This is a genomic window from Pseudomonas sp. F007 (genome assembly GCF_057814275.1).
Genome location: NZ_JBVATA010000010.1, coordinates 62,529 through 87,077 on the forward strand (window position 1 = coordinate 62,529; position 24,549 = coordinate 87,077).

At 61.9% G+C, this 24,549-nt stretch carries 21 protein-coding genes; 10 read left to right on the forward strand and 11 right to left on the reverse strand.

From position 1 onward, the window contains the following. Positions 1 to 30 precede the first annotated feature (30 nt). Genes ACZYR5_RS24295 through ACZYR5_RS24310 form a run of 4 tightly spaced genes read right to left on the reverse strand, consistent with a single transcriptional unit; the run spans position 31 to position 6,108 of the window. A complete protein-coding gene (locus ACZYR5_RS24295) occupies positions 31 to 1,230 on the reverse strand; it encodes a hybrid sensor histidine kinase/response regulator (protein WP_489091955.1) in 1,200 nt (399 codons plus the stop codon). Next, positions 1,224 to 1,817 (reverse strand): chemotaxis protein CheB, encoded by a 594-nt coding sequence (locus tag ACZYR5_RS24300; protein ID WP_489091956.1) that lies wholly within the window; start codon positions 1,815 to 1,817, stop codon positions 1,224 to 1,226. Before ACZYR5_RS24300 ends, ACZYR5_RS24295 begins: the two co-directional genes overlap by 7 nt. Next, positions 1,814 to 2,629, reverse strand: a complete 816-nt coding sequence (locus ACZYR5_RS24305) for a CheR family methyltransferase (protein ID WP_489091957.1) — start codon at positions 2,627 to 2,629, stop codon at positions 1,814 to 1,816. The genes ACZYR5_RS24300 and ACZYR5_RS24305 overlap by 4 nt, the downstream gene beginning before the upstream one ends. Further along, on the reverse strand, positions 2,629 to 6,108 hold the full coding sequence (locus tag ACZYR5_RS24310) for a response regulator (protein WP_489091958.1): 3,480 nt from the start codon (positions 6,106 to 6,108) through the stop codon (positions 2,629 to 2,631). The genes ACZYR5_RS24305 and ACZYR5_RS24310 overlap by 1 nt, the downstream gene beginning before the upstream one ends. A gap of 399 nt (positions 6,109 to 6,507) precedes the next feature. Here ACZYR5_RS24310 and ACZYR5_RS24315 point away from each other — a divergent pair, with 399 nt between their 5' ends. Together ACZYR5_RS24315 and ACZYR5_RS24320 are read left to right on the forward strand one after the other, a co-directional pair. Beyond that, the gene (locus tag ACZYR5_RS24315; RefSeq protein WP_489091959.1) at positions 6,508 to 6,873 is read left to right on the forward strand and encodes a response regulator; all 366 of its coding nucleotides are present in this window, start codon (positions 6,508 to 6,510) and stop codon (positions 6,871 to 6,873) included. A 74-nt stretch (positions 6,874 to 6,947) separates the two neighbouring features. Further along, complete coding sequence (locus tag ACZYR5_RS24320; protein ID WP_489091960.1) at positions 6,948 to 8,243, forward strand: glycosyltransferase; 1,296 nt, start codon at positions 6,948 to 6,950, stop codon at positions 8,241 to 8,243. A 23-nt stretch (positions 8,244 to 8,266) separates the two neighbouring features. Here the strand turns inward: ACZYR5_RS24320 and ACZYR5_RS24325 are convergent, their stop codons facing one another. The 3 genes from ACZYR5_RS24325 to ACZYR5_RS24335 all read right to left on the reverse strand — a co-directional run bounded on the left by ACZYR5_RS24325 (position 8,267) and on the right by ACZYR5_RS24335 (position 11,919). Then, positions 8,267 to 9,130 (reverse strand): phosphatidylinositol-specific phospholipase C domain-containing protein, encoded by an 864-nt coding sequence (locus ACZYR5_RS24325; protein WP_489091961.1) that lies wholly within the window; start codon positions 9,128 to 9,130, stop codon positions 8,267 to 8,269. An 80-nt stretch (positions 9,131 to 9,210) separates the two neighbouring features. Then, positions 9,211 to 10,122, reverse strand: coding sequence for a phosphatidylinositol-specific phospholipase C domain-containing protein (locus ACZYR5_RS24330; protein WP_489091962.1), 912 nt, complete (start codon positions 10,120 to 10,122; stop codon positions 9,211 to 9,213). A 495-nt stretch (positions 10,123 to 10,617) separates the two neighbouring features. Beyond that, positions 10,618 to 11,919, reverse strand: coding sequence for an OprD family porin (locus ACZYR5_RS24335; protein ID WP_489091963.1), 1,302 nt, complete (start codon positions 11,917 to 11,919; stop codon positions 10,618 to 10,620). 270 nt (positions 11,920 to 12,189) lie between these two features. On the opposite strand from ACZYR5_RS24335, the gene ACZYR5_RS24340 reads away from it, so the two are divergent. Continuing rightward, positions 12,190 to 12,453 carry a DUF2790 domain-containing protein gene (locus ACZYR5_RS24340; protein ID WP_489091964.1) on the forward strand — a complete coding sequence of 88 codons (264 nt, stop codon included), beginning with the start codon at positions 12,190 to 12,192 and terminating at the stop codon, positions 12,451 to 12,453. A 31-nt stretch (positions 12,454 to 12,484) separates the two neighbouring features. Here ACZYR5_RS24340 and ACZYR5_RS24345 read toward each other — a convergent pair whose 3' ends face one another. Further along, positions 12,485 to 12,748, reverse strand: coding sequence for a DUF1652 domain-containing protein (locus ACZYR5_RS24345; protein ID WP_489091965.1), 264 nt, complete (start codon positions 12,746 to 12,748; stop codon positions 12,485 to 12,487). 262 nt (positions 12,749 to 13,010) lie between these two features. On the opposite strand from ACZYR5_RS24345, the gene eco reads away from it, so the two are divergent. After that, on the forward strand, positions 13,011 to 13,490 hold the full coding sequence (eco, locus tag ACZYR5_RS24350; protein WP_489091966.1) for a serine protease inhibitor ecotin: 480 nt from the start codon (positions 13,011 to 13,013) through the stop codon (positions 13,488 to 13,490). A 4-nt stretch (positions 13,491 to 13,494) separates the two neighbouring features. Here the strand turns inward: eco and ACZYR5_RS24355 are convergent, their stop codons facing one another. Next, on the reverse strand, positions 13,495 to 14,640 hold the full coding sequence (locus tag ACZYR5_RS24355) for a PQQ-dependent sugar dehydrogenase (protein WP_489091967.1): 1,146 nt from the start codon (positions 14,638 to 14,640) through the stop codon (positions 13,495 to 13,497). A gap of 30 nt (positions 14,641 to 14,670) precedes the next feature. Next, on the reverse strand, positions 14,671 to 15,042 hold the full coding sequence (locus tag ACZYR5_RS24360) for a hypothetical protein (RefSeq protein WP_489091968.1): 372 nt from the start codon (positions 15,040 to 15,042) through the stop codon (positions 14,671 to 14,673). 187 nt (positions 15,043 to 15,229) lie between these two features. Here ACZYR5_RS24360 and ku point away from each other — a divergent pair, with 187 nt between their 5' ends. Both ku and ligD read left to right on the forward strand, forming a co-directional pair. Beyond that, on the forward strand, positions 15,230 to 16,093 hold the full coding sequence (gene ku, locus ACZYR5_RS24365) for a non-homologous end joining protein Ku (RefSeq protein WP_489091969.1): 864 nt from the start codon (positions 15,230 to 15,232) through the stop codon (positions 16,091 to 16,093). An 18-nt stretch (positions 16,094 to 16,111) separates the two neighbouring features. Then, positions 16,112 to 18,577 (forward strand): DNA ligase D, encoded by a 2,466-nt coding sequence (ligD, locus tag ACZYR5_RS24370; RefSeq protein WP_489091970.1) that lies wholly within the window; start codon positions 16,112 to 16,114, stop codon positions 18,575 to 18,577. Here the strand turns inward: ligD and lpxO are convergent. Then, on the reverse strand, positions 18,574 to 19,473 hold the full coding sequence (gene lpxO / locus ACZYR5_RS24375) for a lipid A hydroxylase LpxO (RefSeq protein WP_489092180.1): 900 nt from the start codon (positions 19,471 to 19,473) through the stop codon (positions 18,574 to 18,576). The two genes, ligD and lpxO, sit on opposite strands and share 4 nt — an antisense overlap. A gap of 303 nt (positions 19,474 to 19,776) precedes the next feature. Between lpxO and ACZYR5_RS24380 the strand changes: the two genes are divergently transcribed. Genes ACZYR5_RS24380 through ACZYR5_RS24395 form a run of 4 tightly spaced genes read left to right on the forward strand, consistent with a single transcriptional unit; the run spans position 19,777 to position 24,540 of the window. Then, positions 19,777 to 20,880, forward strand: coding sequence for an AI-2E family transporter (locus ACZYR5_RS24380; protein WP_489091971.1), 1,104 nt, complete (start codon positions 19,777 to 19,779; stop codon positions 20,878 to 20,880). A 10-nt stretch (positions 20,881 to 20,890) separates the two neighbouring features. Next, a complete protein-coding gene (locus ACZYR5_RS24385; protein WP_489091972.1) occupies positions 20,891 to 22,435 on the forward strand; it encodes an efflux transporter outer membrane subunit in 1,545 nt (514 codons plus the stop codon). Further along, a complete protein-coding gene (locus ACZYR5_RS24390) occupies positions 22,428 to 23,528 on the forward strand; it encodes an HlyD family secretion protein (protein ID WP_489091973.1) in 1,101 nt (366 codons plus the stop codon). The genes ACZYR5_RS24385 and ACZYR5_RS24390 overlap by 8 nt, the downstream gene beginning before the upstream one ends. Then, positions 23,518 to 24,540 (forward strand): DUF2955 domain-containing protein, encoded by a 1,023-nt coding sequence (locus tag ACZYR5_RS24395; RefSeq protein ID WP_489091974.1) that lies wholly within the window; start codon positions 23,518 to 23,520, stop codon positions 24,538 to 24,540. The genes ACZYR5_RS24390 and ACZYR5_RS24395 overlap by 11 nt, the downstream gene beginning before the upstream one ends. Positions 24,541 to 24,549: the final 9 nt, after the last annotated feature.

Sequence of the window (24,549 nt, forward strand, 5' to 3'; positions counted from 1 at the left end):
TACGACCATGCGGTCATGCAGAGGTTGCGTTTAATTTTGCGTACCGTCCTGCAACGGCAGGCGCACGCGGAATAATGCGCCCTGGTGGATTGCACTTTCGACGCTGATTGAGCCTCCATGGGCGGCGACAATCTGCTCGGAAATGAACAACCCCAGGCCAAGGCCGGCGACCACGGTCTTGGCGCTGACGCGCTCGAACTGCTGGAAAATGCGCTGCTGGTTCTCCTCGCTGATGCCGATGCCACGGTCCTGGACCTCGATAACGGCTTGGCCGTCCCGCGCATAGACCCGCACCTCGATCAAACTCTTGCCGCCGTAGCGCAGCGCGTTGGTCAACAGGTTGGACACCACCTGCTCGATGCGGAACTCGTCCCAGTCGCCCTCCACCGGCTGCTCAGCCGTGAAACTCACGGACGCCTCGGCCGCTTCGACCTGAGCGGCGAAGTTGTGCAACAGATCGCCCACCAGCTTCACCAGGTCGAAATGGCTGGTGCGGATCGACAGCTTGCCGGTGCGGATCCGCGACACGTCGAGCATGTCTTCGATCAGGCGGATCAGGCTCTTGATCTGCCGTTCATCGCGATCGACCATCGCGTGCATCTTGTCCAGGGTGAAGGCCGCGGCATTGTCCCGGGCCAGGTGCATCTTGCGCAGCTGGGTTTCCAGGATCAATCCGTTCAAGGGCGTACGCAGCTCGTGGGCGACGATCGACATGAAGTCATCGCGCATGCGCACCGCCTGCTCCAGCTCGCCCTGGGTCACCTGCAACTGTTCAAGCAAGGCTGCCTGCTCACGACGGCTGTGCTCCAGGGCTTCGACCTGCAGCTTGATCGCCGTGCGTTGCCGGTAGAGGTCGACGAACACGTTGACCTTGCTCTTGACCGCATGGATGTCCAGGGGTTTGTGCAGGAAGTCCACGGCGCCGCTTTCGTAGCCCTTGAAGGCGTAGTTCATCTCGCGACCGGCGGCGCTGACAAAGACGATGGGAATGTTCTTGGTCTTTTCCGTGCCACGCATCAGTTCGGCCAGTTCGAAACCGTTCATGCCCGGCATCTGCACGTCGAGAATCGCCAGGGCGAACTCGTGCTGCAGCAGCAGCGACAGCGCTTCGTCGGCGGACAACGCCTTGTACACCTCGCGATCCTCGCGCTTGATCAGCGCTTCGAGGGCCAGCAGGTTTTCCGGCAGATCGTCGACGATCAGCAGTTTGGCCAGGACAGTACTTAGCATGAGGTTCGTTCCAGCAGGGCAAGCAGACGGCCAATGCCGCGCAAAGGGAGAATATGATCGGGATGATGCAAGGCCAGCGCCGCGTCAGGCATGGTCGCGACCTGGGCTTCCTGCGGATCCTGCACCACCGTGATGCCGCCCAGGCGCTTGACCTCGGCCAGCCCGCGAGCGCCGTCCTGATTCGCCCCGGTCAGCAGGATCGCCAGCAGCCCGGTACCGTAGGCGTCGGCCGCCGACTCGAAGAGGTAATCGATCGCCGGCCGCGAATAGTGCAGGCGCTCTTCCAGGCTCAACGACAGGCTGCGGTCGTGCTCCACCGACAGGTGATAGCCGGGGGTGGCCAGATACAGCGTGCCATTGGCAATCGGCATCTTGTCGCCGGCCTCGACCACCGGCATCGGCACGCGCCGGGCCATGACCTCCACCAATTGACTGTTGCGCTGCTCCGGCAAGTGCAGGACGACGATGATCGGCAGGCGAAAACCCGACCGCAGGGCACTGAAAATACTCAGCAAGGCTTCCACGCCCCCGGCGGAGGCGCCGATCACAATGGCCTCGATGCGCGGGCCTGGCAGCGGTGTCGTCATGATTTGCGGTAGATCCGTTCGTGTTTGACCAAGGGCTCGAACTGCTTGCCGTAGGCCGAGAAGTCCGGGGTTTCCTTGCTGCCCAGCACCAGGAAGCCACGGTGGCAGAGCGACTCATGAAACAGTCCAAAGGCCCGATCCTGCAATTTTTTATTGAAGTAAATCAACACATTACGACATGAAATTAATTGAGTTTCGGAGAATACGCTATCCGTCGCCAGGCTGTGATCGGCGAAGGTCACGTTGTCGCGCAGGCTCTTGTCGAAGATCGCGTAATCGTAGGCTGCCGTGTAGTAGTCGGCGAATGAACACTGGCCACCGGCCTGCTGGTAGTTGCGGGTATAGGCGCGGATGTTCTCCAGGGAAAAGATCCCCTGCTTGGCCTTTTCCAGCGAATGCGGGTTGATGTCGGTGGCGTAGATGATGGTGCGGTCGAGCAGGCCTTCCTCGCGCAATAGAATCGCCATCGAATACACCTCCTCGCCCGTGCTGCAACCAGCGATCCAGATCTTGATCGAGGGCCAGGTCCTGAGCAGCGGCACCACTTCCTGGCGAATCGCCAGGAAGTGCGAGGGGTCGCGAAACATCTCGCTGACCGGGATCGTCAGCAACTGCAGCAACTGCATGAACGCCCTGGGGTCGTGCAGGACCCGCTCCTGCAGCGCGGAAATGGTCTTGCACTCGAACTGATTCAAGGCGTGATTGACCCGGCGCTTGATCGAAGCGCCGGAGTAATCGCGAAAGTCGTAGCTGTACTTGAGGTAGATCGCCTCGATCAACAGCCGCAGTTCAATGTCGGTATCGCGTTCCACTAAATTCTTTCCATCTTCGGCAGCCATACACGAATCAGCGAAAACAACCGGTCGAGGTCGATCGGCTTGGCCAGGTAATCGTTGGCGCCCGCCTGCAGGCAGCGCTCCTGATCATCCTTCATGGCCTTGGCAGTCACCGCGATGATCGGCAACTTGCGCCAGCGCGGGTCCTTGCGGATCTGCACCGTGGCTTCAAAACCGTCCATCTCCGGCATCATCACGTCCATCAGCACGAGGTCGATGTCGTCGACCTCATTGAGTCTGTCGATCGCCTCATGGCCGTTACGCCCGATGACGACGATCGCCCCCTTGTGTTCCAGGGCGCTGGTGAGGGCAAAGATGTTGCGCACATCGTCGTCCACCAGCAGCACCTTGCGTCCTTCAAAGACCTTGTCGCGGCTGCGGGCGGTCTTGAGCATGCGTTGGCGCTCATGGGACAACCGCGATTCGACTTTGTGCAGAAATAATGTCACTTCATCGAGCAGACGCTCCGGCGAGCGCGCGCCCTTGATGATGATCGAGCGCGAATACTTGCGCAGTTCCGCCTCTTCGTCGCGGGTCAGGTTGCGCCCGGTGTAGACGATCACCGGCGGGAACGAGCAGATGTCTTCGCTGGACATGCGCTTGAGCAGGTCGTTGCCGAGCATGTCCGGCAGCTTGAGGTCGATGATCATGCAGTCGTAGAGGTTCTCGCGCAGCAGCTCCAGGGCCTCCTGGGCCAGGCCGACGGCGGTGATTTCGATGTCGTCGTCGCCAATCAGCCGGGCGATGCTGTCGCGTTGCAGGTCGTCGTCTTCCACCAGCAGCACACGCTTGACCTTCTGCGTCAGCTTGGCCTCCAGGCGCGAGAACACGTCCTTGAGCTCCTCGCGGGTGGTTGGCTTGACCGCATAACCGATGGCCCCCATGTGCATCGCGGCTTCGACACGGTCCTCGACCGAGATCACGTGCACCGGGATGTGCCGGGTCTCCGGATGCTCCTTGAGGCGTTGCAACACGGTCAGCCCGGAGTGATCCGGCAGGCGCATGTCCAGCAGGATGGCGTCGGGCAGGAACTGGCTGGCCAGGTCATAGCCCTCGTCGGCGCCATGGGCCACCAGGCACTGGTAACCCAGTTCATGGGCCAGGTCGTAGAGGATGTGCGCGAAGTTGGCTTCGTCCTCCACCACCAGGATGCAGCGGCTCTTGAACGGCGCCAGGTCGCGGTCATCGGCAAAGCGCGCAATCTTCACGTCAGCCCGCGCAGGCGGTCGTGCCACGGGTAGCAGCGGCGGTGGCTCGTGGATCAACGGTGCCACCGGCGCCTCGGCGTTTTCCGCGAACTCTTCAGGCAGCACCAGGGTGAACAGACTGCCCTGCCCCGGCTCGCTGCTGACCGTAATGGTGCCGCCGAGCAAGGTCGCCAGGTCACGGGAAATCGACAGCCCCAGGCCGGTGCCGCCGAAGCGGCGGTTGGTGGTGCCATCGGCCTGGCGGAAGGCTTCGAAGATGCTTTCGTGCTGATCACGGGCAATCCCGATCCCCGAATCACGCACGGCGAAGGCAATGCCGCCGCCAGGCTGGGCGCTGACCGCGAGGCTGACGGTGCCCTGGTCGGTGAACTTGATGGCGTTGGACAGCAGGTTTTTCAGGACCTGCTCCAGGCGCTGGCGATCGGTGAACAGCAGCGACGGCGCGTCGGCCTGCACCTGCACGGTAAATGCCAGGTGTTTGTCGGCGGCCAGTGGCTCGAACATCCCGCGCAGGCCGTCCACCAGGCGTGCGACGCTGGTGTTTTCCGGACGCACTTCCAGCTTGCCGGCCTCGACCTTGGAGATATCGAGAATGTCGTTGATCAGGTTGAGCAAGTCGTTGCCGGCCGAGTAGATCGATTCGGCGAACTTCACTTGTTCGGCGGTCAGGTTGTCGTGGGGATTCTCCGCCAGCAATTTGGCGAGGATCAGCGAACTGTTGAGCGGCGTGCGCAGTTCGTGGGACATGTTGGCGAGGAATTCGGACTTGTACTTGCTTGAGCGCTGCAGTTCCTGGGCACGCTCTTCGAGCTGGACCTGGGCCTGGTTCAACTCGGTGTTCTTCAGGTCCATGGCATCGCGCTGTTGGGCCAGGGTTTCGGCCTGCTCGGCGAGTTGTTCGTTGGTCTGCTCCAGCTCCACCTGCTGGGTTTCCAGGTGGGCCTGGGACTCCTTGAGAATCCGCGACTGCTCCTCCAGCTCTTCGTTGGCGGTCTTGAGCTCTTCCTGCTGCACCTGCAACTCTTCGTTGAGCTGCTGGGTTTCGGCCAGCACTTCCTGCAGGCGCTGGCGATAGCGGGCGGCCTCGATGGACGTACCAATATTGCCGGCAATCAACTCCACCAACTCGATGTCACGTTCGTCCAGGGTGCGCAGGAAGCCCAGTTCGATCACCCCGTTGACCCGGCCATCGTCCAGGGTCGGCACCACCAGCACGCTGCGGGGCAAGCCGTCGCCGAGCCCGGAGCTGACCTTGAAGTAGTCCTGCGGCACCTCGTCCAGACGGATGATCCGCGCCTGCTGTACGGCCTGTCCGACCAGCCCTTCGCCGCCGTAGATCGCCTGTTCGCTGGCCTCCTGCTCCCGCGACAAGCCATAGGACGCCACGCGTTTGAGGCCGCCGTGGTCTTCACGCACGTATACCGCGGCAACCGCAGTGCCCATGTACTGCGCGCAGAACTGCAGGATATTGCGCCCCAACAGGTTCAACGATAATTGGCCGAGCACCTGCTCGGCCAGTTGGGTCTGGCCGCTGCGCAACCAGGCTTGCTGCTCCAGGCGCCGTGCGCTCTTTTGCTGGGCCGCCAGGTTGGCGCTGTAGTTGGCGGACAGGCTCAGCAGATCGCGACGGCCGATGTAGGCCAGCAAGCCGCTGATGGCGATGATGAACAGCACGTACAGGGAAATGCTCCAGAGCGTGGTGCGCCGCACCTCTTCATTGCGCGCGGTGCGCAACTGCTGCTCCATGTCGATGACATCTTCGTACTGCTTGCGGATCTCGTCGGTCAGGCGCTTGCCCCGGCCATTGCGCACTTCGGAGCGGAAATCGCCACTGCTGCGCTGCAACTCGATCATCTCCTGGGCGTAGCTGTTCCACTGCTCCTGCATGGCTTCGAGCCGGCGCAGGCGGTCGACCTGCACCGGGTTATCGGCGGTCAGCTCCTGCAGGGTCTTGAGCGCGACGATGATGCGCGGCCGGGCCATTTCATAGGGGTCGAGAAAATGCTCGTCGCCGGTCAGCAGGTAGCCGCGCATGCCGGTTTCCAGGTCCACCGTCAGTTTCACTGCTTCGTTGGCGTTATTGATCACCCGATCCGTGTGCTCGACCCATTTGATGGTCGACATCAGATAGGTGATCAGCGACACGAAAAACACCACGCTGAGCGCGCCCACCGCCAGGGGCAAGCCAATGTTGCGACTCAGGAGTTTGCGAAAGCTTTGCTCATCGACGGATGCTGAAGGGTTCATTTGCAGACCTTGGTGGACGGGCATAAATGAAGGAGTCTGCCGCAAAATTGCACTCGACATGCAATTTTCTGACAGCTTAGCCAGCATTTTCCTACATTGCCCTCCATTCCTGTAGCGCTACGGGTATCCTGTCGGGCACTGCGTCAAAGGTCTTTTTTTACCGCCTGGGGAACTTGTCGGGACCTGCAACTTACTGATGAAAAGGATTGTGTTTTTCAATGCTGCTCCTGCTCCTGTGGGAGCGAGCCTGCTCGCGAAAAACTAGAGAGCGCCGCGTTCATTCTGAATGCCAGCGTTATCGTTGACGCTTTTCGCGAGCCGGCTCGCTCCTACAGGGAATGGACAGCGTTACGGTCAATTAATGCCTGCCTGCGCTCATTCACTTCGAGAATCGCCACTATGCCCAGCAATGCCCTCACCCTCCTTGTAGTCGAAGACGATGACATCGTGCGCATGCTGATCGTCGATGTGCTGGAAGAACTTGATTACCAGGCACTGGAAGCCGACGACGGTGAAGCGGCATTGGCAATTCTGCGCGACCCCGCCAACACGATCGACTTGATGATGACCGATGTCGGCCTGCCGGACATCGATGGCAAAGAGCTCGCGATTCAGGCTCGTGCATTGCGCCCTGACCTGCCAATTCTGTTCGCCAGTGGTTATGCCGAAAGTATCGATGTGCCTGCAGGCATGCACGTGATCGGCAAGCCGTTCTCCATCGATCAACTGCGCGACAAGGTCCAGAGCCTCCTGGCAACGCCTTGATCGAGCGGCCGCGGCCTGTGCTTTAATACCGCGCTTCGCCCGCCGCCCCCTGCCGCTTCAAGGAAATACCGCTCATGAGTCAGTCTCGCGCAACCAGGGTCCTGGTTATTGGTTACGTCTGGCCCGAACCCCGCTCGTCCGCCGCCAGCGGGCATGTGATGCAGATTCTCGAGACCTTCCTCAAGGCCGGTTGGGACATCACCTTCAGCAGCCCCGCCGGCCCTGGCGAGCACAAGGCCGACCTGCAGGCGATGGGCATTCGCGAATGCGCCATCGAGCTCAACAACAGCTCTTTCGATCTCTTCGTCAGCGAACTGGCGCCGGATATCGTGTTGTTCGACCAGTTCATGATGGAGGAGCAGTTCGGTTGGCGCGTAGAGAAACACTGCCCCGACGCCCTGCGCGTACTGGAAACCTCGGACCTGCAGAGCCTGCGACACGCGCGCCACCAGCGCTTGAAAGACCGGCTCAAGGCCAGCGATGACCAGGACGATTTCAGCGAGTTGTTTGCCCGGAACCTGACGCAAGAATTTGCCTTGATGGCCGACACCGACCTGGCCCGTCGGGAAATCGCCGCATTGTTTCGCTGCGACCTCAACCTGATGGTCTCCGAGGTGGAAATCCAGCTACTGGTCGAGCACTTCAGCCTGCCGCGCAGTGCCCTGCACTGGTGCCCGTTGATGCTCGAGCCGCCTTGCGCGGACTTCGTGCCGTTCGAGGACCGTGCGCACTTCTTGAGTATCGGCAACTTCCGCCATGCGCCCAACTGGGACGCGGTGCTGTGGATGAAGAACGCCGTGTGGCCGCTGATCCGCCAGCAACTGCCGGGCGCGCAACTGCACATCTATGGCGCCTACACCCCGCCCAAGGCCACGGCCCTGCATAACGCGGCCCAGGGGTTCCACATCATGAACTGGGCCGAGGATGCCTTGCAGGTAATGTCGGCGGCGCGCATCTGCCTGGCACCGTTGCGCTTCGGGGCGGGGATCAAGGGCAAGATTGTCGACGCCATGCTCTGCGGCACGCCGAATGTCACCACGCCCGTTGGGGCCGAGGCCATGGCCGGTGACCTGCCGTGGCCCGGCGCGATCGCCGAGAGCGCGCAACACCTGGCCGATGCCGCGGTGCGCCTGTACCAGGATAAAAACCTCTGGCTGCAGGCGCAGCGCGCGGGTGTGGAGGTATTGAATGGACGTTATCGCCAGGACCAGCACGGTCCGGCGCTGATCGAGCGCTTGCAGCACTGTCGTGAGCATTTGACCGAGCAACGCCGGGCGAACTTTATCGGCGGCATGCTGCGTCATCATCAGCACAAGAGCACGCAATACATGTCGCAGTGGATTGAAGAGAAAAACCGCAATAACGGCTGAGGCCCGGAGTGGCTCGGGAAACTCTATCTGGGCACTGCGTTGATCTTGGCCAGGGCCTTGTTCACATTGGCCTCCCGGCAGTACATGACCAGCTTGGACTCTTCGAAGAAATCGGCATTGATAATGCTGCACTTCGATGCCCAGTCGCTGAGTGCTGGATCAAACCACTCGTTCAACTTCTCCTTGATATCAACGGGCCCGCCGAAATAGGTGTAGCTGGTGGCCGACAATGACCACGGCAGCTCCCCCGAGGGAGGCGACTGCAGCACCTCGCTGATGAAACCGCGCAGTGTGCCGGTGGTCGTTTCATCGGTTCCCGACCATTCATGCCAGAGTCTGGGATTCAAGTATTCCCGGTTGATACGGATTTCAGTACAGACCATCAGCCGCTGCACAGCGCTGGCGCTTTTCAGTTGCGCGATTGTCAGGTGATTGTTCCAGGTGGGGATCATCCGCTCCCCCAGTTCAGCCGTCATTATCCGGACAAATTCTTCCTTATCGAGGTCCGAGGTCACCGACCGCATCTCGCGGAAATCCAGGACAATAAATTCATCCGGGTTGTTGTTCAAGAACGATTTCACGGCATTTATCAAAGCCGTCAATGTCCGCAATGAAGCGACCTTGTTATGTTGAAACAAGTAACTTCCTCTTGAAAGCTGAAGAATCCTCAGATCCAGCGCACGAGCACCATTATTCAACTGATCAAGAAAGGAGTTATTCTGACAGGCCACCCAGTGCGCAACTACTTGTGGAACATACCAGGATTGTTTGTCGACACCCGAGTTATGCGCACCTGGAAGCGTCAACTCGCCCAAGGTCAACACCCCAATTTCTGGAGTCGATGTCATCCAGTCCTGGGTTGAATAGGGAGATGTGTGTTCACTCATGATTACGTCCTTTATTCATCTATAACCGCCAGGCTCCTGCCGGCGATGTACGCAAGCTCTTCTCGAACAGGGCCGGCTTGTTACTTTGGAAGGGTATCTGTTGTGGTCGCCGCTTTGAGCCTGGCCCGGGCCTTGGCGATGTTTGCCCTGCGGCAATGCATGACCAACTCGGATTCCTCGAAGAAATCGGCATTGATGATGCTGCACTTCGATACCCAGTCGGAGAGCACCGGATCGAACCACTGGTTCAGCTGTTCCTTGATATCGGTGGGCCCCCAATGAATGGAGTAGCTGGTGGCCGACAGTGACCACGGCAGTTCACCCCACGGTGGGGACTGCATGACTTTCGCGATGAAGCGCTGCAACTGGTCGGTATCGGTCAAATTGCTGCCCGACCATTCATGCCAAATCCTTGAATTGAAGTAGTCGGGGTTGGTTGCCACTTCCGTCGCGACCATGACCCGCTGCACGGCGCTGGCTTTTTTCAACTGGCCGAGGGTGAGTTGGCTGTTGGCGGTGGGTATGATCCGCGCTCCCAGATGCGTCATCATCATCCGGGTAAATTCCCCTTGATTGAACGGCGCCTCACTCGATCTCATCTCGTGAAAGTCGAGGACGATGAATTCGTCCGGGTTGGCGATCAGGAACCGATCCACCGCCATGATCAGTTCTTCCAACGTCCGCGATGAGCGAAAGTTGTTGTGCTGGAACCAGAAATTACTGCGCTCGTCCTGCTCGATCCGCAGATCCAGTGCCCGTGCGCCATTGTTCAGCTGGGCCAGAAATGAATTGTTCTGGCAGGCCGCCCAATGGGCGATTTCATTGATGAAGTAAGTGGCTTTTTTATCGGCGCCCGAGTTATGCGCACCCGGCAGAATCAACTCTCCCAGGGTCAATGCCTCAATGACCGCAATAGTACTCATCCAATCGTGGGTGGTGTGCTGATAATCTGGACCGCCATCAAACTCCGGATAATCCTGATACTCACTCATGTATTATTCCTTTCTCGTCAAAACCGTCAGGCTCCTGCCAACGGCGTGCACTTCTTATTGATAGCCGCTATTTTTTCGAATCGCGACAATGAACAACAAGATGAACACAACGACTTAATCCAGACAACTTCCAGAACTCTTTCGCCTGTTCCAATTCATTACATGGGCAAGCGCAAATAGCCTGCAACTTGAAACTTTAACTCAGAAAAAAGTTAAAGAAACATCAACAGATTGAACGGTACGCAGATGGCAGACCTGATGCGATCAATGTAGGAGCGGGCTTGCCCGCGATAGTGTCGGCATATTGACCGCTTAAGCGCATGACACACCGCATCAACTTCATCGCCAGCAGGCTGGCTCCTACCGTTTTCGCGGCGTGCGCAGGATGGGCGTCCATCACAGATCCTGTAGGAGCGAGCCTGCTCGCGAAGGGGCCATCAGCCACACTGCATTCAATGGGTCGCCAACAGGCCGGCCCCCACACCCGCCAGCGCGCTACAACAAGGAAAAGTTATAACTGAGGATCAAGCGCGTCTCATCCACGTCCCGCGCCACCTGCGCGTAGTTGGTCCGGTAGGTGGCGCTGCGCAGGCGCAGGCTCAGGTCCTTGAAGGTGCCGCTCTGCACCACGTATTTCAGCTCGCTGTCGCGCTCCCATTCCTTGCCCTCCTGCTCGCTGCCCGCGACCTTGATCCGGTCACCGCTGACATAACGGGTGAGGAAGCTCAGGCCGTTGAGGCCGAGGGCCTTGAAGTCGTAGTCGTAGCGCAGTTGCCAGGACCGCTCCTGGGCCGCGGCGAAGTCGTTGACCTGCACGTAGTTGACCAGGAATGGATTGCTGCCATCCAGGTAGGGCATCGAGTTGTCGCCGATCATCCGCTGCCAGCCAGCACTGAAGGTGTGGCCGCTGATGGCGTAGCCGAGCATGCCGCTCAACGCACGGTTGTCGATCGAGCCGGCCCGGGCGGCGCCGCTGTCACTGCTGCTGAGCAGGCGCAGGTCCGCCTTCAGCCGCCCGGCGCCCAGTGGCTGATTGCCGAGCAGGCCGATAAAGTGCTGGCGGTAGATATCTTCCAGCTCCGCATACTGGTACTGGGCGCTCAGACGCTCGTTGAGGCGGTAGTCGACGCCATACAGATCAAAGTGATCGGCCGTGATATTGCAGGCGTAGCGCTTGTTCTTGCAGTGCACACGGATGTCCTGGCGGTCGGTGGAATCCCGGGCGGTATAACCGTCCAGCCGCGCCGCAGTGAAGGTCAGGTCCTTGAGCTCGTTGGAGGTCAGCAAGGCGCCGTTGAACTGGGTCGGCAGCAGACGGCCATCGTTGTACTTGAGCAACGGCATGTCCGGGAGCAAGGCGCCGTACTTGAGCACACTGTGGGAGACCCGGGCCTTGGCGGTCAGGCCGAGTTTGGCGTACTGATCCTCGGACCCGCGTGGATTGGAACCCGAGGACGGCAACAGGCCGCTATTGCTGCGATCGGCACTGGAATCGAGCTTGAGCCCGAGCATGCCCAGGGCATCGACGCCAAAGCCGACGGTGCCTTCGGTGTAGCCCGACTGCAGATTGAGAATGAAGCCCTGGGCCGACTCTTCGCGCTTGGACGCGCCTTGCGGGTTGGCGCTGTGACCATCACGAAAATCGCGGTTGAAATACACCGTGCGCGCTTCCAGTTGCGCATTGCTGTCTTCGATGAACCCGGCGGCATGGGTGACTGCGGTAAAACCGCCGCACAGGGCGACAGCGCCCAGGCCCAGAAGCGGGCGTGGGGTGATGTGGGGAAACGGGGGACGCATGCAAAGCTCCAGCAGACAATCAAACAACACACAGCGCTCACCCGGCGTAGTACCGAGCGCCGCAGTGAGAGGGGAAATGACCGGTAATGATCGCAGGGGTCCCGGGGACACGGCAGACGACTTTAGTCGGAAAAATCCGCGTAACGATCAGTTAATTCTATAGTCCAAGAGTAACTGGACCGCGTTCGCGCCTACCCTGATGACGCCCAGCGCGGCAGCGCCGACCCTATGCAGGGTCGTGCCCACTCAAGCCCGCACTGGAGAAACTCCATGAACCTGCGCCCCCTGTTGCTCGCCTCCGCCCTCGCCTGCACCGGCCTGTCCGGCATGGCCCTGGCCGATAGCGGCTCGCCTCAACCCGTGCCCTATCACTACGGCATGCCGCTGCACGTGGAAAAGGTTATTTCAATGACCGAACCCTCGACCTGGGACTGCAAAGTCATCACCGCGCAAATGACCTTTATCGATAACGTCGGCAAACAGGAAGCCATCACCTATCAAAAGCTGTCGGACGCTTGCAGTTATCAAAACTGAGCAATCAGAACTGAGCAATCAGAACTCAAGCCTATAAGGCCCTGACCCTGGGCTGCTGATTGCCGGACCTGTGCGCCAGTTCATGGCGCAGCCCGGCAATCAGCTCGTTGATTTCTCGACAGCCCGTGAGGGTGCTGGCATTTATGCCGCTGACCACCAGTTCGGTCTGATCGGTCTGATGCTCGCTGAACACCTTGATGGTCATCGATAATTCTGGCGACAGGGTGCATTGGCAGCGTTTGGGCAGAAAACTGCATTCGATGATGTTGCGTAATTCCAGGGCAGATAAAAACATGAGTGACCGCTCCTTCTTCTTGATCGATCCGATTATTTATTGGGCATCAAGAGAAGGACCGCATAAAACGTGCCGAACCCTGCTTGAGACGAACTGTCGAAGGATCAGCGACTTGCCCAGGTTGCTGGCCTTTCGCCTCATGCAAAACGCGTGAATCGAGATAATTCCTACCGCAATTTGCCCGGTTGCGATTTGCATTGATTCGCCGCCACAGTAAAAATGCTCGCGCTCAATCCATCCGTTTCCCACGCAAGGAGGCACTATGCGTTTCACCCACTTTGGCGCCCTCGCCCTGCTGCTGGCCGGTCTGTCGACCCAGGCCCTGGCGGCCAAGCTCGAAGACGTCGCACCCTTCCCGAAAGCCGAGAAAGGCTTCACCCGCCAAGTCATCCAACTGGCGCCGAAACACACCGAAGAGGATTACCAGGTCGAGATCATCGCCGGCAAAACCCTGCCCGTGGACTGCAACAAGCCACGCCTGGGCGGGATCCTCGAAGAAAAGAACCTGGAAGGCTGGGGCTACCCCTACTACCGGATCGACAAGGTCATCGGCCCGATGAGCACGCTGATGGCCTGCCCCGAGGGCACCAAGACGCAGGGCTTTGTGCCGGTGGTGGGTGACGGCTTCATGCTGCGTTACAACAGCAAGCTGCCGATCGTCCTCTACGTGCCCAAGGATCTGGAAGTGCGCTACCGCATCTGGTCGGCCGAGGCCACCGTCAGTAAAGCCGTGGCCGAGTAACCGGCTACAGGCCGACCTTGTACAACGCCCCGTCGCTCTCGTCGGTCAGCACGTACAGGTAGCCATCCGGCCCAAGGCGCACATCGCGGATGCGCGCCTTGAGCGCCCCCAGCAAACGCTCTTCATGCACCACCTTGTCGCCCTCCAGTTGCAGGCGGATCAGCTCGCCGCTGGCCAGCGCACCGATGAACAGGTTGTGCTGCCAGACCTTGAAACGCTCGCCATCGTAGAACGCCATGCCACTGACACCCGGTGACTGCTCCCAGACATGCAGCGGACCGACCGTGCCTTCGGCCGTCTTGCCCTTGGCCTCCGGAATCGGTTGCCCGGAGTAGTTGATGCCATGGGTGGCGTAGGGCCAGCCGTAATTCTTGCCCCGCTCGATGATGTTGACTTCATCGCCGCCCCTGGGTCCGTGTTCGTTTTCCCACAGCTCACCGCTCCAGGGATTGAGCGCCGCCCCTTGCGGATTGCGTTGGCCGTAGGACCAGATTTCTTCACGCACGCCGGCCTGGCCGACAAAGGGATTGTCCTTGGGAATCTGCCCATCGGGACGGATCCGTACGACCTTGCCCTGCAACTTGTCGAGATCCTGGGCGGTCTCGCGGACGTTGTTCTCGCCCAGGGTGATGAACAGATAACCGTCGCGATCGAACACCAGGCGCGAACCGAAATGGTTGCTGGTGGAGAGCTTGGGTTCCTGACGGAAAATCACCTGGAAATTCTCCAGCGCCGTACGGTCTGCCGACAGCCGGCCCCGACCGACTGCGGTGCCGGCCTTGTCGCCGGCGCCACCACCCTCGGCGTAGGACAGGTACACCAGGCGATCGCTCTTGAACTCCGGTGACAGCACCACGTCGAGCAAACCGCCCTGGCCCTTGGCCCAGACCTTGGGCACGCCGCTCAAGGGTGCCGAGCGCTGGCCGTCGGCGCTGACGATGCGCAGGTTGCCCGGCCGTTCGGTGACCAGCATGCCCTGTTGATCGGGCAGGAATGCCAGGGCCCAGGGGTGCTCGAGGCCGCGGGTCACCTCGGTGACCACCAGGGTGCCCTGTTCGCTCGGCAACTGTTGGGGCGACGCGGCAGTCGCCGCCAAGGTGGTCATCAGTCCAGCGCTGCAGAGCCCGGCCAGAAGAGTTTTACGCCACATGCACAGATCCTTTTTCAGTCGTGAATTCGATCAGCGATTGCTGGTGTCCGGGTCCCGGGGCGGCGGCGCCGGCGACACATAGGGCTTGACCGGCGCCGGGGTCGAACCGGGGCGCGGATAGCCATTGCCGATGCCGCCGTTATCCAGGGTCGGCGGGCGCGGCACGGGCACGGTATTGGGGCCGCGAATCGGCGTCGTCGCCGGCTGCGAGCCCTGCATGCTGTTGGGATTGGCCCGGCGGATCGGGCTGTTGTAGGGGTTGTTGTTGCCGGGCAGGTTCTGCGCCAGAGTCAGGTCGGGAGCGTCCAGCGCGGCAATGCGCTCCGGATCGTCGAGCGCCTGGGCCGGCCCGGCGAGCACGGCCGACGCCAGCAGCGAAACAGCCAGCAGGTATCTGTTCATGGTGGGGATCCTCCATAGCGTCAGCGTCATGGCCTTCGATACCACGCTACGCCCAGGGTTCGACGCTGTGAAGGAAATACTCCCTGACAAAGTGTTACAGGCTGTCATCCTTTACCCCTTGGCAATCCGTGGAAACTTTCCTTCAACCGTGCCGGTCACCTGAACATCACGGCGGGAGGCAGCGGCGATGGCACGCTCAATCTGGAAAGGCGCAATCAGTTTCGGGCTGGTCCACATCCCGGTGTCGCTGGTGTCGGCGACGTCCTCCGAGGGCGTCGACTTCGACTGGCTGGACCAGCGCAGCATGGACCCGGTGGGCTACAAGCGGGTCAACAAAGTCACCGGCAAGGAGGTGACCAAGGAACACATCGTCAAGGGCGTGCAATACGAAAAAGGCCGTTACGTGGTGTTGAGCGAAGAGGAAATTCGCTCCGCGCATCCGGCTTCGACCCAGACCATCGACATCTTTGCCTTCGTCGACAGTGAACAGATCCCCCTGCAGAACATCGACACCCCCTACTTCCTGGCGCCGGACAAACGCGGCGGCAAGGTCTACGCGCTGCTGCGCGAAACCCTGGCAAAAACCAAAAAGGTCGCCCTCACCCACGTGGTCCTGCACACCCGCCAGCACCTGGCGGCACTGATGCCGCTGGAGTCGGCGCTGGTGCTGGTACTGCTGCGCTGGCCCGCCGAGGTGCGCAGCCTTGACGAGCTGGCGCTCGGGCGCGATGTCACCGACACCACACTGACCAAGGGCGAGCTGGACATGGCCAAACGCCTGGTCGAAGACATGAGCGGCGACTGGCAGCCCGACGACTACCGCGACAGTTTCCAGGACAAGATCATGGCCCTGGTGGAGAAAAAGGCCCATGCCGGCAAGATCGAGAAGGTCGAGCGGGTCAGCGACGAGGAGCCGCGCAAGTCCGCCGACGTCATCGACCTCACCGAGTTGCTCAAGCGCAGCCTTGGCGCCAAGGCCGGAAAAAAACCGGGGAAGACGCCGAGCAAACCCGCGCCGACGAAAAAACCGCGCAAAGCAGCCGGCGATTGATCGCCAGGGACGCAAACCATGAGCAAGGCCATCAGCGAGTACAGGCGCAAACGCAACTTTGCTATCACGTCAGAGCCGGCCGAGGCGCCTGCGGGCAAAGGCGCGAAAAAATCGCCGGCGGCCCTGCGTTTCGTGATCCAGAAGCACGATGCGCGCAACCTGCATTACGATTTTCGCCTGGAGCTGGACGGCACCCTGAAAAGCTGGGCGGTGCCCAAGGGCCCGAGCCTGGACCCGAGCCAGAAACGCCTGGCGGTGCATGTCGAGGACCATCCGCTGGGCTATGCCGACTTCGAAGGCAGCATCCCCGCCGGACAGTATGGCGCCGGTGATGTGATCGTCTGGGATCAGGGCATCTGGCAACCCCACGATGAACCCAGGGCCGCCTACAAGGCCGGCAAACTCAAGTTCACCCTGGTCGGCGAAAAGCTCGGCGGCGACTGGACCCTGGTCAAGACCCGCCTCAAGGGCAGCGGCGACAAGGAACAATGGCTGCTGATCAAGGAACAGGACGCCCAGGCCCGGCCCATCGATGACTACGACCTGGTTAAGGAGCTGCCGGACAGCGTCCTCAGCGATGCCAGCATTGCCGAGCGCAAACCGGCAAAAAAAGCCCGTGGCAAACCCGCCAAAGTGAGTACCGCACTTCCCGAACAGCTCGCCCCGCAACTGGCGACCCTGATGGAGCAGGCGCCCGAGGGCGAATGGAACTACGAGATCAAGTTCGACGGCTACCGCATCCTCGCCCGTATCGACGACGGCCAGGTGCGCCTGCTGACCCGCAACGGCCATGACTGGAGCGCACGCCTGCCGCGCCAGGCCAAAGCTCTCGAAAGCCTGAAACTCGACGGCAGCTGGCTGGATGGCGAACTGGTGGTGCTCAACGCACAGGGCCTGCCGGATTTCCAGGCGCTGCAGAACGCCTTCGACATCGGCCGCACCCTGGAGATGGTCTATTTCCTGTTCGACGCGCCCTTTCTGCAAGGGGTGGATCAACGCCAACTGCCGGTCGAGGAACGCCGCGCCGCCCTGAAAAAGGCCCTGGGGCGGCGTCCGAACAAACTGCTGCGGTTTTCCGAAGCCTTTACCGCCCATCATCAGGACATCCTCGAAAGCGCCTGCACCCTGCAACTGGAAGGGGTGATCGGCAAACGCGCCGGCAGCCCTTATGTGAGCCAGCGCAGCAGTGACTGGATCAAGCTCAAGTGCCGGCAGCGTCAGGAATTCGTGATTGTTGGCTACACCGCGCCCAAGGGTTCGCGCAGCGGTTTTGGCGCCTTGCTGCTGGCGGTCAATGGTGATGAGGGCCTGGTCTACGCCGGGCGAGTCGGCACCGGCTTCAATCAGAAGTCGCTGAAACAGCTGCATGAACAACTGCAAGCAGTCGAAAGCGCCACCTCGCCGCTGGGCAAACCACTGACCAGCGCCCAGAAGCGCGGCGTGCGGTGGGTCAAGCCGCAGCTGGTCGGTGAAGTCGAGTTTGCCGAGTGGACCCGCGACGGGCTGATCCGCCACGCCACCTTTATCGCCCTGCGCAGCGACAAACCGGCCAGGGAAATTGTCCACGAACAGGCCCCATCTGCCAGCCCGTCCGAGGTCGCCGGCGTACGCATTACCCATCCGGAGCGGGTGATCGACGCCAAGAGCGGCACGCAGAAAGGGCAAGTGGCGAAGTTCTACGCCGACATCGGCGAGTGGATCCTGCCCCATCTGCGCCATCGCCCGGTGTCGCTGCTGCGGGCGCCGGAAGGTGTCGGCGGCGAGCAGTTTTTCCAGAAACACGCCGAGCGCCTGGCCATCCCCAATATCACCCACCTGCCCGCCGAGCTTGACCCCGGCCACGCACGACTGATGGCGATCGACAGCCTCCAGGCCCTGGTGGGCGCGGTGCAAATGGGCACCCTCGAATTGCACACCTGGGGCGCGACCCAGGACGCCATCGAAACCCCCGACCTGTTCGTGCTCGACCTCGACCCAGACCCGGCGCTGCCGTGGAAAAGCATGCTCGAAGCCACCCACCTGCTGCTTTCGGTGCTCGATGAACTGGAGTTGGATACGTATCTCAAGACCAGTGGCGGCAAGGGCATGCACCTGATCGTGCCGCTGGCGCGCAAGGAGGGTTGGGACACGGTCAAGGCGTTCGCCAAGGCCATCGCCCAGTTCATGGCGAACCAGTTGCCGGAACGGTTCAGCGCGACCATGGGGCCAAAGCATCGCATCGGCAAAATTTTCATCGACTACCTGCGTAACGCCCGTGGCGCGAGCACGGTGGCACCCTACTCGGTGCGCGCCCGCGAAGGCTTGCCGGTATCCGTACCCATCACTCGGGATGAATTGGACGGGCTGCGCAATGCCCAACAATGGACCGTAAAGAATCTGCGGGAGCGGCTACAGGGGCTCAAGGCCGACCCGTGGGACGGCCTGGTGCATCGCCAGCGCATCAGCGCGAAAATGTGGAAACGCCTGGGGGTGAAGAAACCCTAGAGCCAGACGAACACGGCCAGCAGGCCGCCGAAAATCAGCCACTTTTCCAGGTAGTAGCGCGCGCGGTTGCGCTTTTTCAGCGCCTTGCCCCGCAGGCGGATCTTGTACAGGCGGGCGAACGCGCGGTTGATCCCGCCGGTCTTGTCACCAGCATCGTTCGGTGCGCCGGCGGCGGCCATCACGTTGCGGCTGAACCAGCCATTGAACGCCGCGGCCCAGCGATACTTCAGCGGGCGCTCGACGTCGCAGAACAGGATGATGCGGTTCTGCTGCGTGGTGTTTTCCGCGTAGTGGATATAGGTCTCGTCGAACATCACCGGCTCGCCGTCGCGCCAGTGATAGCGCTCGCCATCGACCTCGATGTAGCAGCCCGGGTCGTTCGGCGTGTCGAGTCCCAGGTGATAGCGGTACGAGCCGGCGTAGGGATCGCGGTGGCGCACCAGTTTCGAGCCCGGTGGCAGTTCGGCAAACATCGCCGCCTTGATCGAGCCGATGCTCTGCACCAGTTCCGTGGTGCGCGGGCACAGTTTGGTCGCCGACGGATGGCTGTCGCCGTACCACTTCAGGTAGAAGCGCTTCCAGCCGGTCTTGAAGAACGAGTTGAAGCCGACGTCGTTGTAGTCATCCGAGCGTTTGATTTCCCCGGCCTGGAGCAGGTTCTGTCCCTCTTCGCGGATGATCTCCCAGTTGGCCTGCAACGGGCTCAGGTCAGGAAAGTCCCTGGGGTCGAGGAACGGCCGGTTGGGCAATTTGGAGAACAGGTAGAGGAAGCTGTTGATCGGCGCGAGAAAGGTCGAATGATCGCTCAACTGCCGCCCCAACTTGTGCCGGACCCGGCCACGCAGGTGCACATAGGCGATGGATAGAACGTACAGGGAAGCGATGATCAGTTTCACGAACAAGGGCCACACGTCAGGACAATACAGGCTGCTGGACGCAACATCAGGTGGCATTTTAGTCACATTTGGTAATCCAAGGACAACCGACCTTAGTGGACAACCGCGATTTTCCGGCTATTAGCGCGCAAACGCACCCATTAATGACAATTTTTGATTCGCCAACGCCCGCCACCTTCCCTCCAATACCGCCCCCGCCCCTCCAGATAACGACACCTGCAGGTTTCTCCCACACTGCTGGATGAGCGTCTATGCTGGATTTACCTATTTCATGCCGTGGCCAATCGCTACCGGAGGCAATCCGTGATCCCCTCTACCCTCTTGGACCGAAGCTTTTCCCGGGAAATGCTCGATGTACTGATTCGCGCGGGGATCCTCGCGGTCATGGTGCTGTTCTGCTTCGAGATTTTCCGCCCGTTCCTCGACCTGATGTTGTGGGCGGTGATCCTGGCCATCACCCTTTATCCCCTGCATGGACGGCTCGCACGCAAACTGGGCACCAGCAGCGGCCACACTGCGACCCTGATGATCCTGATCGCGGTGGCCATTCTGATGGTCCCGGTCTACCTGTTGGGCACCTCGCTGGTGGGCTCGGTGGAAAGCGCCATGGCCATTGTCAAATCCGACAGTGTGCATATCCCGCCGCCGCCTGAAGCACTGGCCAACTGGCCGCTGATCGGCAAATCCCTGAACAGCCTGTGGACCCAGGCCGCCGACAACCTGCCGGACCTGGTGCAGAAGTACATTCCCGAGATCAAGCAGTTCAGCCTCACGGTGCTGAGCAAGCTGGCCGGCGCTGGCATGGGTTTCCTGGTGTTCATCTTTGCCTTGATCATCGCCGGGATCGTCATGGCCTGGGGTGAAAGCGGCAGCCGCAGCGCGGTGCAGATCGTCTCGCGGATCAGCGGTCCGGCTCGCGGCCCGTCCATCACCGAGCTGTGCACCGCAACCATTCGGGCGGTGGCGCTGGGGGTGATCGGTATTGCCTTCATCCAGATGTTGCTGGTGGGTGCCGGGTTCGTGCTGATGGGCGTTCCGGCTGCCGGGCTGCTGGCGCTGGCGGTCCTGCTGCTGGGGATCATGCAGTTGCCGGTGACCCTGATCACCCTACCGGTGATCATCTTCGTGTTCTTCAAGGAAGGTGCGAGCACCGCGACCGTCATCTTCGCCATCTACGTATTCATCGCCGGGCTGGTGGACAACGTGCTCAAGCCGCTGCTGCTCGGGCGCGGGGTCAACGTGCCAATGCCGGTGGTGCTGATCGGCGCCCTGGGTGGCATGGTCACCAACGGCATCATCGGCCTGTTCATCGGCCCGGTGATCCTGGCCGTGGCGTACCAGGTGTTCTGGCAGTGGGTCAAGGATCAACCGCCCGTCCCTGCGCTGGACGAGCAGCGACCGCTCTGACGCGCCTGCCATGGTGACATTCAGACAGGCGCAACACCTGCTGTTGCTGGGTATCCTCGGGCTGGGCGGCTGCGTGCGCCTGGGCCCGGACTTCCAGCCGCCCGCCGAACCCTGGACCCGGCAGTGGGACAGCGCCGCCCTCGAGCACGCCAGCCAGCGCGGCGACAACCCAGACCTGCGCCAGTGGTGGCGGATCTTCGACGACCCGCTGCTGGACCGTCTTATCGCCCAGGCCGACGCCTATAACTCGAGCCTGAAAATCGCCGGCCTGCGGGTCATGGAAGCCCGCGCCCAACTGGGCATCGCGCAGAGCGGGCGCTACCCGCAACTGCAACAGGCCAGCGCCGACACCCTGTACGTCAACCGCGACCAGGCCGGCGGGCGCAACCCGCAGAGCAGCGGTTTCTGGCAATACAGCGCCGGCTTCGACATCGGCTGGGAAATGGATTTCTGGGGCCGTTTCAGTCGCGCCATCGAATCCTCGGACGCCAGCTACTTCGCCGCCCAGGCCAACTACGAAGACGTGCTGGTGCTGCTGCGCTCGCAAGTCGCCGACACCTATTACGCCCTGCGCACCACCGAGGCGCGCCTGCGAGTGGCCCGGGAAAACGCCGTGCAACAACAGCGCAGCTTCGAAATCACCGAAAAACTGTTCAACAGCGGGCAGACCGCCGAACTCGACGTGCAGCAGGCAAAAACCCAGTACCTGGGCACCCTGAGCAACATCCCCAGCCTCGAAGACCAGGCGGCGCGGACCCGCAACGCGTTGGCGATTCTGATCGGTCAGGCCCCCGGACCGATGCCGCTGCTGCAGGAAAACACCGGCCTGATCCCGCTGGTCGACCGTGCGGTGCTGCAGGACGTACCGGCCGAGCTGCTGCTGCGCCGCCCGGATGTGCGCGCCGCCGAGCTGAACGTCGCCGCGCAGTCGGCGCTGATCGGGGTTGCCGAGGCCGACTTCTACCCATCCCTGAGCTTGCTCGGCAGCATCGTCTGGTCGGCCAATTCGGTGGGCGGTACGTCCAACAGCCTGGATGTGGTGGGCGGCCCGAGTTTGCGCTGGAACATCTTTGACCACGGGCGAATCAGCAACAACGTGCGGGTCCAGGACGCGCGCCTGCAGCAACTGATCGAAGCCTATCGCGACAAGGTGCGCCAGGCCGCGCGCGAAGCCGACGATGCCGCCACCGGACTGACCAAGGCTTTGGAGCGCGAGCGCATCCTGCGTGATGCCGCGTTTGCCGCCCAGCGCTCGCTGGTCCTGGCCAACGCCCAGTACCGCGAGGGTTATTCCGATTTCCAGCGGGTGCTCGACGCGCAAAGCGCATTGCTCGCCCAGCAGGACAACTACCTGCTCAGCCGCAGCAGCGCCGTGAGCAACCTGATCGCCCTGTACCGCGCCCTCGGTGGCGGTTGGTACAGCGCCCAGGCGCGGGTCGATCCGGCGACCCGACAATTGATGGAGCAACGCACCGACTGGGGCGACTTGCTGCAAGAACCTGATGCCGACCTACCGGCGCCGTCCGCCGAATCCAGGGTAAATAACCATGAGTGAAGTCCCGCCAGCCGCAGCGCCGGTGAACAAAAGCATCAAATGGGTGCTGTTGGTGATTGTCCTGAGCCTGGCCTGGTACCTGCTGGCGGACCGTTTCACCCCCTATACCCAGCAGGCGCGGGTCGGCGCCTTTGTGATTCCGGTGGCGTCCGAGGTGGCGGGCCGGGTAATCAAGGTCAACGTGCGCAACAACCAGGACGTCAAGGCCGGCGACGTGTTGTTCGAGGTCGACCCGCAGCCCTATCAGATCGCCGTCGACCGCGCCCGCGCCGACCTCGAATCGACCCGCCGGCAGATCGGCGCCAGCACCGCCGGGATCGCCTCGGCCCAGGCCAATCTGCGCGCGGCCCAGGCCAATGAGCTGAAGACCCGCCAGGACAACCAGCGCCTGGAGGGCCTGTACCGTGAAGACCGCGGGACCATCTCCGTGCGCCTGTTGGAAGTCTCCCGGGCCAATCATCAACAAGCCCTGAGCCAGGTGGCGGCGGCACAAGCCGAGGTGCAACGCGCCCGTGAGCAGGAAGGCGGTAGCGAGGAAGACAACGCGCTATTGCGCAGCGCCGCCAGCGCCTTGTCGAAAGCCGAGCTGGACCTGGCCAATACCCGGGTCCATGCGCGCTCGGCGGGGCTGATCACCGACCTGCGCACCGACACCGGGCAATTTGCCGGCGCGGGCTCGCCGGTGATGACCCTGATCGCCATCCACGACGTGTGGATCAGCGCCGACATGACCGAAAACAACCTCGGTCTGGTCAAGCCCGGCACGCCGATTTCGATTGTCCTCGACGCCCTGCCCGGCCAGGTCTTCGCCGGCCGTGTGCGCAGCGTCGGCTATGGCGTCAGCGTCGGCCAGCCGACTTCCCCCGGCACCTTGCCGACGGTGCAGAACAGCCGCGACTGGCTGCGCCCGGCGCAACGCTTTCCGGTGATCATCGAATTCGACCAGGCGGCCCTGGCCGAGCTGCGTGACAACGGCGGCATCCGTGCCGGCGGCCAGGCCGAGGTGATGGCCTTTCCCTCTGAGGGCAATCCGCTCAATCCCCTCGGCCGGGTGTTCCTGCGCCTGATGAGTTGGTTGTCCTATGCCTACTGAGCGCTCGCCGCAAGCCCAGCGCGCCTTGCGCCTGGCCTGCGGCACCGCGCTGTGCCTGGCGGCGAGCTTCGGCCTGGCGCTGCCGATTCCGTTCCTCGCCCCGGTGCTGGCGGTACTGCTGCTGACCGCACTCAACCAGCCGCTGAAGCTCAAGGCCGGGATCGGCCTGGCGCTGATCGCCATGCTCACCACCGGCATCGGCCTGCTGTTGATTCCGCTGCTGCGCTACTACGCCGTCAGCGCCGTACTGCTGGTGGGGGTCGGGCTGTTCGTGGTGTTTCGCATGGGCCTGCGCGGCGCCAACAACCTGATCGTGACCTTCCTGATCATTGGCCTGACGATGATTTCCGCCGCCGGCGTCGCCGATTTCGGCCTGGCGGTGATGGTGATCAATGCGCTGGTGCGCGGGCTGTTTCTCGCCGTGCTGATGGTCAGCGTCAGCCACTGGCTGTTTCCCGAACCCGGCAACGCCCCGGCCCCGGCGGCTGCGGCGCTGCTGTCGGCGAGCGAGGTGACGCGGATCGCCCTGCGTGCCACGCTGATCGTGCTGCCGGCCTTCCTCCTGGCGCTGCTGGATCCGGCCAGCTACCTGCCGATCATCCTCAAGGCGGTCAGCCTCGGCCAGCAAAGCTCGACCACCGGCACCCGCCACGCCGGGCGCGAACTGCTCGGTTCAACCCTGCTCGGCGGCCTGCTTGCCGTGCTGTTCTGGGGTGCCTTGAGCCTGTTCGTGCACCTGTGGATGTTCTTTCTCTGGATGCTGCTGTTCGGCCTGTGGGTCGCACGCAAGCTCTATCGCCTGAGCCCGACCCGGCTGAGCCCGGGGTTCTGGCTGAACACCCTGGTGACCATGATCATCCTGCTCGGTCAGTCGGTGCAGGACAGTGCCGCCGGCAAGGACGTACAGACCGCCTTCGCGGTGCGCATGGGGCTGTTTATCCTGGTGACCCTGTACGCCTGCCTGATGGTGCAGGTGCTGGATCAGCGCAGCAGCCGGCGGGCGATGGCCTGACGAGGTGGG

Coding starts and splice junctions, on each gene's coding strand:
- ACZYR5_RS24295 (WP_489091955.1), bottom strand. CDS start 1,230: ATGCTAAGTACTGTCCTGGCCAAACTGCTGATCGTCGACGATCTGCCG.
- ACZYR5_RS24300 (WP_489091956.1), bottom strand. CDS start 1,817: ATGACGACACCGCTGCCAGGCCCGCGCATCGAGGCCATTGTGATCGGC.
- ACZYR5_RS24310 (WP_489091958.1), bottom strand. CDS start 6,108: ATGAACCCTTCAGCATCCGTCGATGAGCAAAGCTTTCGCAAACTCCTG.
- ACZYR5_RS24315 (WP_489091959.1), top strand. CDS start 6,508: ATGCCCAGCAATGCCCTCACCCTCCTTGTAGTCGAAGACGATGACATC.
- ACZYR5_RS24320 (WP_489091960.1), top strand. CDS start 6,948: ATGAGTCAGTCTCGCGCAACCAGGGTCCTGGTTATTGGTTACGTCTGG.
- ACZYR5_RS24325 (WP_489091961.1), bottom strand. CDS start 9,130: ATGAGTGAACACACATCTCCCTATTCAACCCAGGACTGGATGACATCG.
- ACZYR5_RS24330 (WP_489091962.1), bottom strand. CDS start 10,122: ATGAGTGAGTATCAGGATTATCCGGAGTTTGATGGCGGTCCAGATTAT.
- ACZYR5_RS24335 (WP_489091963.1), bottom strand. CDS start 11,919: ATGCGTCCCCCGTTTCCCCACATCACCCCACGCCCGCTTCTGGGCCTG.
- ACZYR5_RS24340 (WP_489091964.1), top strand. CDS start 12,190: ATGAACCTGCGCCCCCTGTTGCTCGCCTCCGCCCTCGCCTGCACCGGC.
- ACZYR5_RS24345 (WP_489091965.1), bottom strand. CDS start 12,748: ATGTTTTTATCTGCCCTGGAATTACGCAACATCATCGAATGCAGTTTT.
- eco (WP_489091966.1), top strand. CDS start 13,011: ATGCGTTTCACCCACTTTGGCGCCCTCGCCCTGCTGCTGGCCGGTCTG.
- ACZYR5_RS24355 (WP_489091967.1), bottom strand. CDS start 14,640: ATGTGGCGTAAAACTCTTCTGGCCGGGCTCTGCAGCGCTGGACTGATG.
- ACZYR5_RS24360 (WP_489091968.1), bottom strand. CDS start 15,042: ATGAACAGATACCTGCTGGCTGTTTCGCTGCTGGCGTCGGCCGTGCTC.
- ku (WP_489091969.1), top strand. CDS start 15,230: ATGGCACGCTCAATCTGGAAAGGCGCAATCAGTTTCGGGCTGGTCCAC.
- ligD (WP_489091970.1), top strand. CDS start 16,112: ATGAGCAAGGCCATCAGCGAGTACAGGCGCAAACGCAACTTTGCTATC.
- ACZYR5_RS24385 (WP_489091972.1), top strand. CDS start 20,891: ATGGTGACATTCAGACAGGCGCAACACCTGCTGTTGCTGGGTATCCTC.
- ACZYR5_RS24390 (WP_489091973.1), top strand. CDS start 22,428: ATGAGTGAAGTCCCGCCAGCCGCAGCGCCGGTGAACAAAAGCATCAAA.
- ACZYR5_RS24395 (WP_489091974.1), top strand. CDS start 23,518: ATGCCTACTGAGCGCTCGCCGCAAGCCCAGCGCGCCTTGCGCCTGGCC.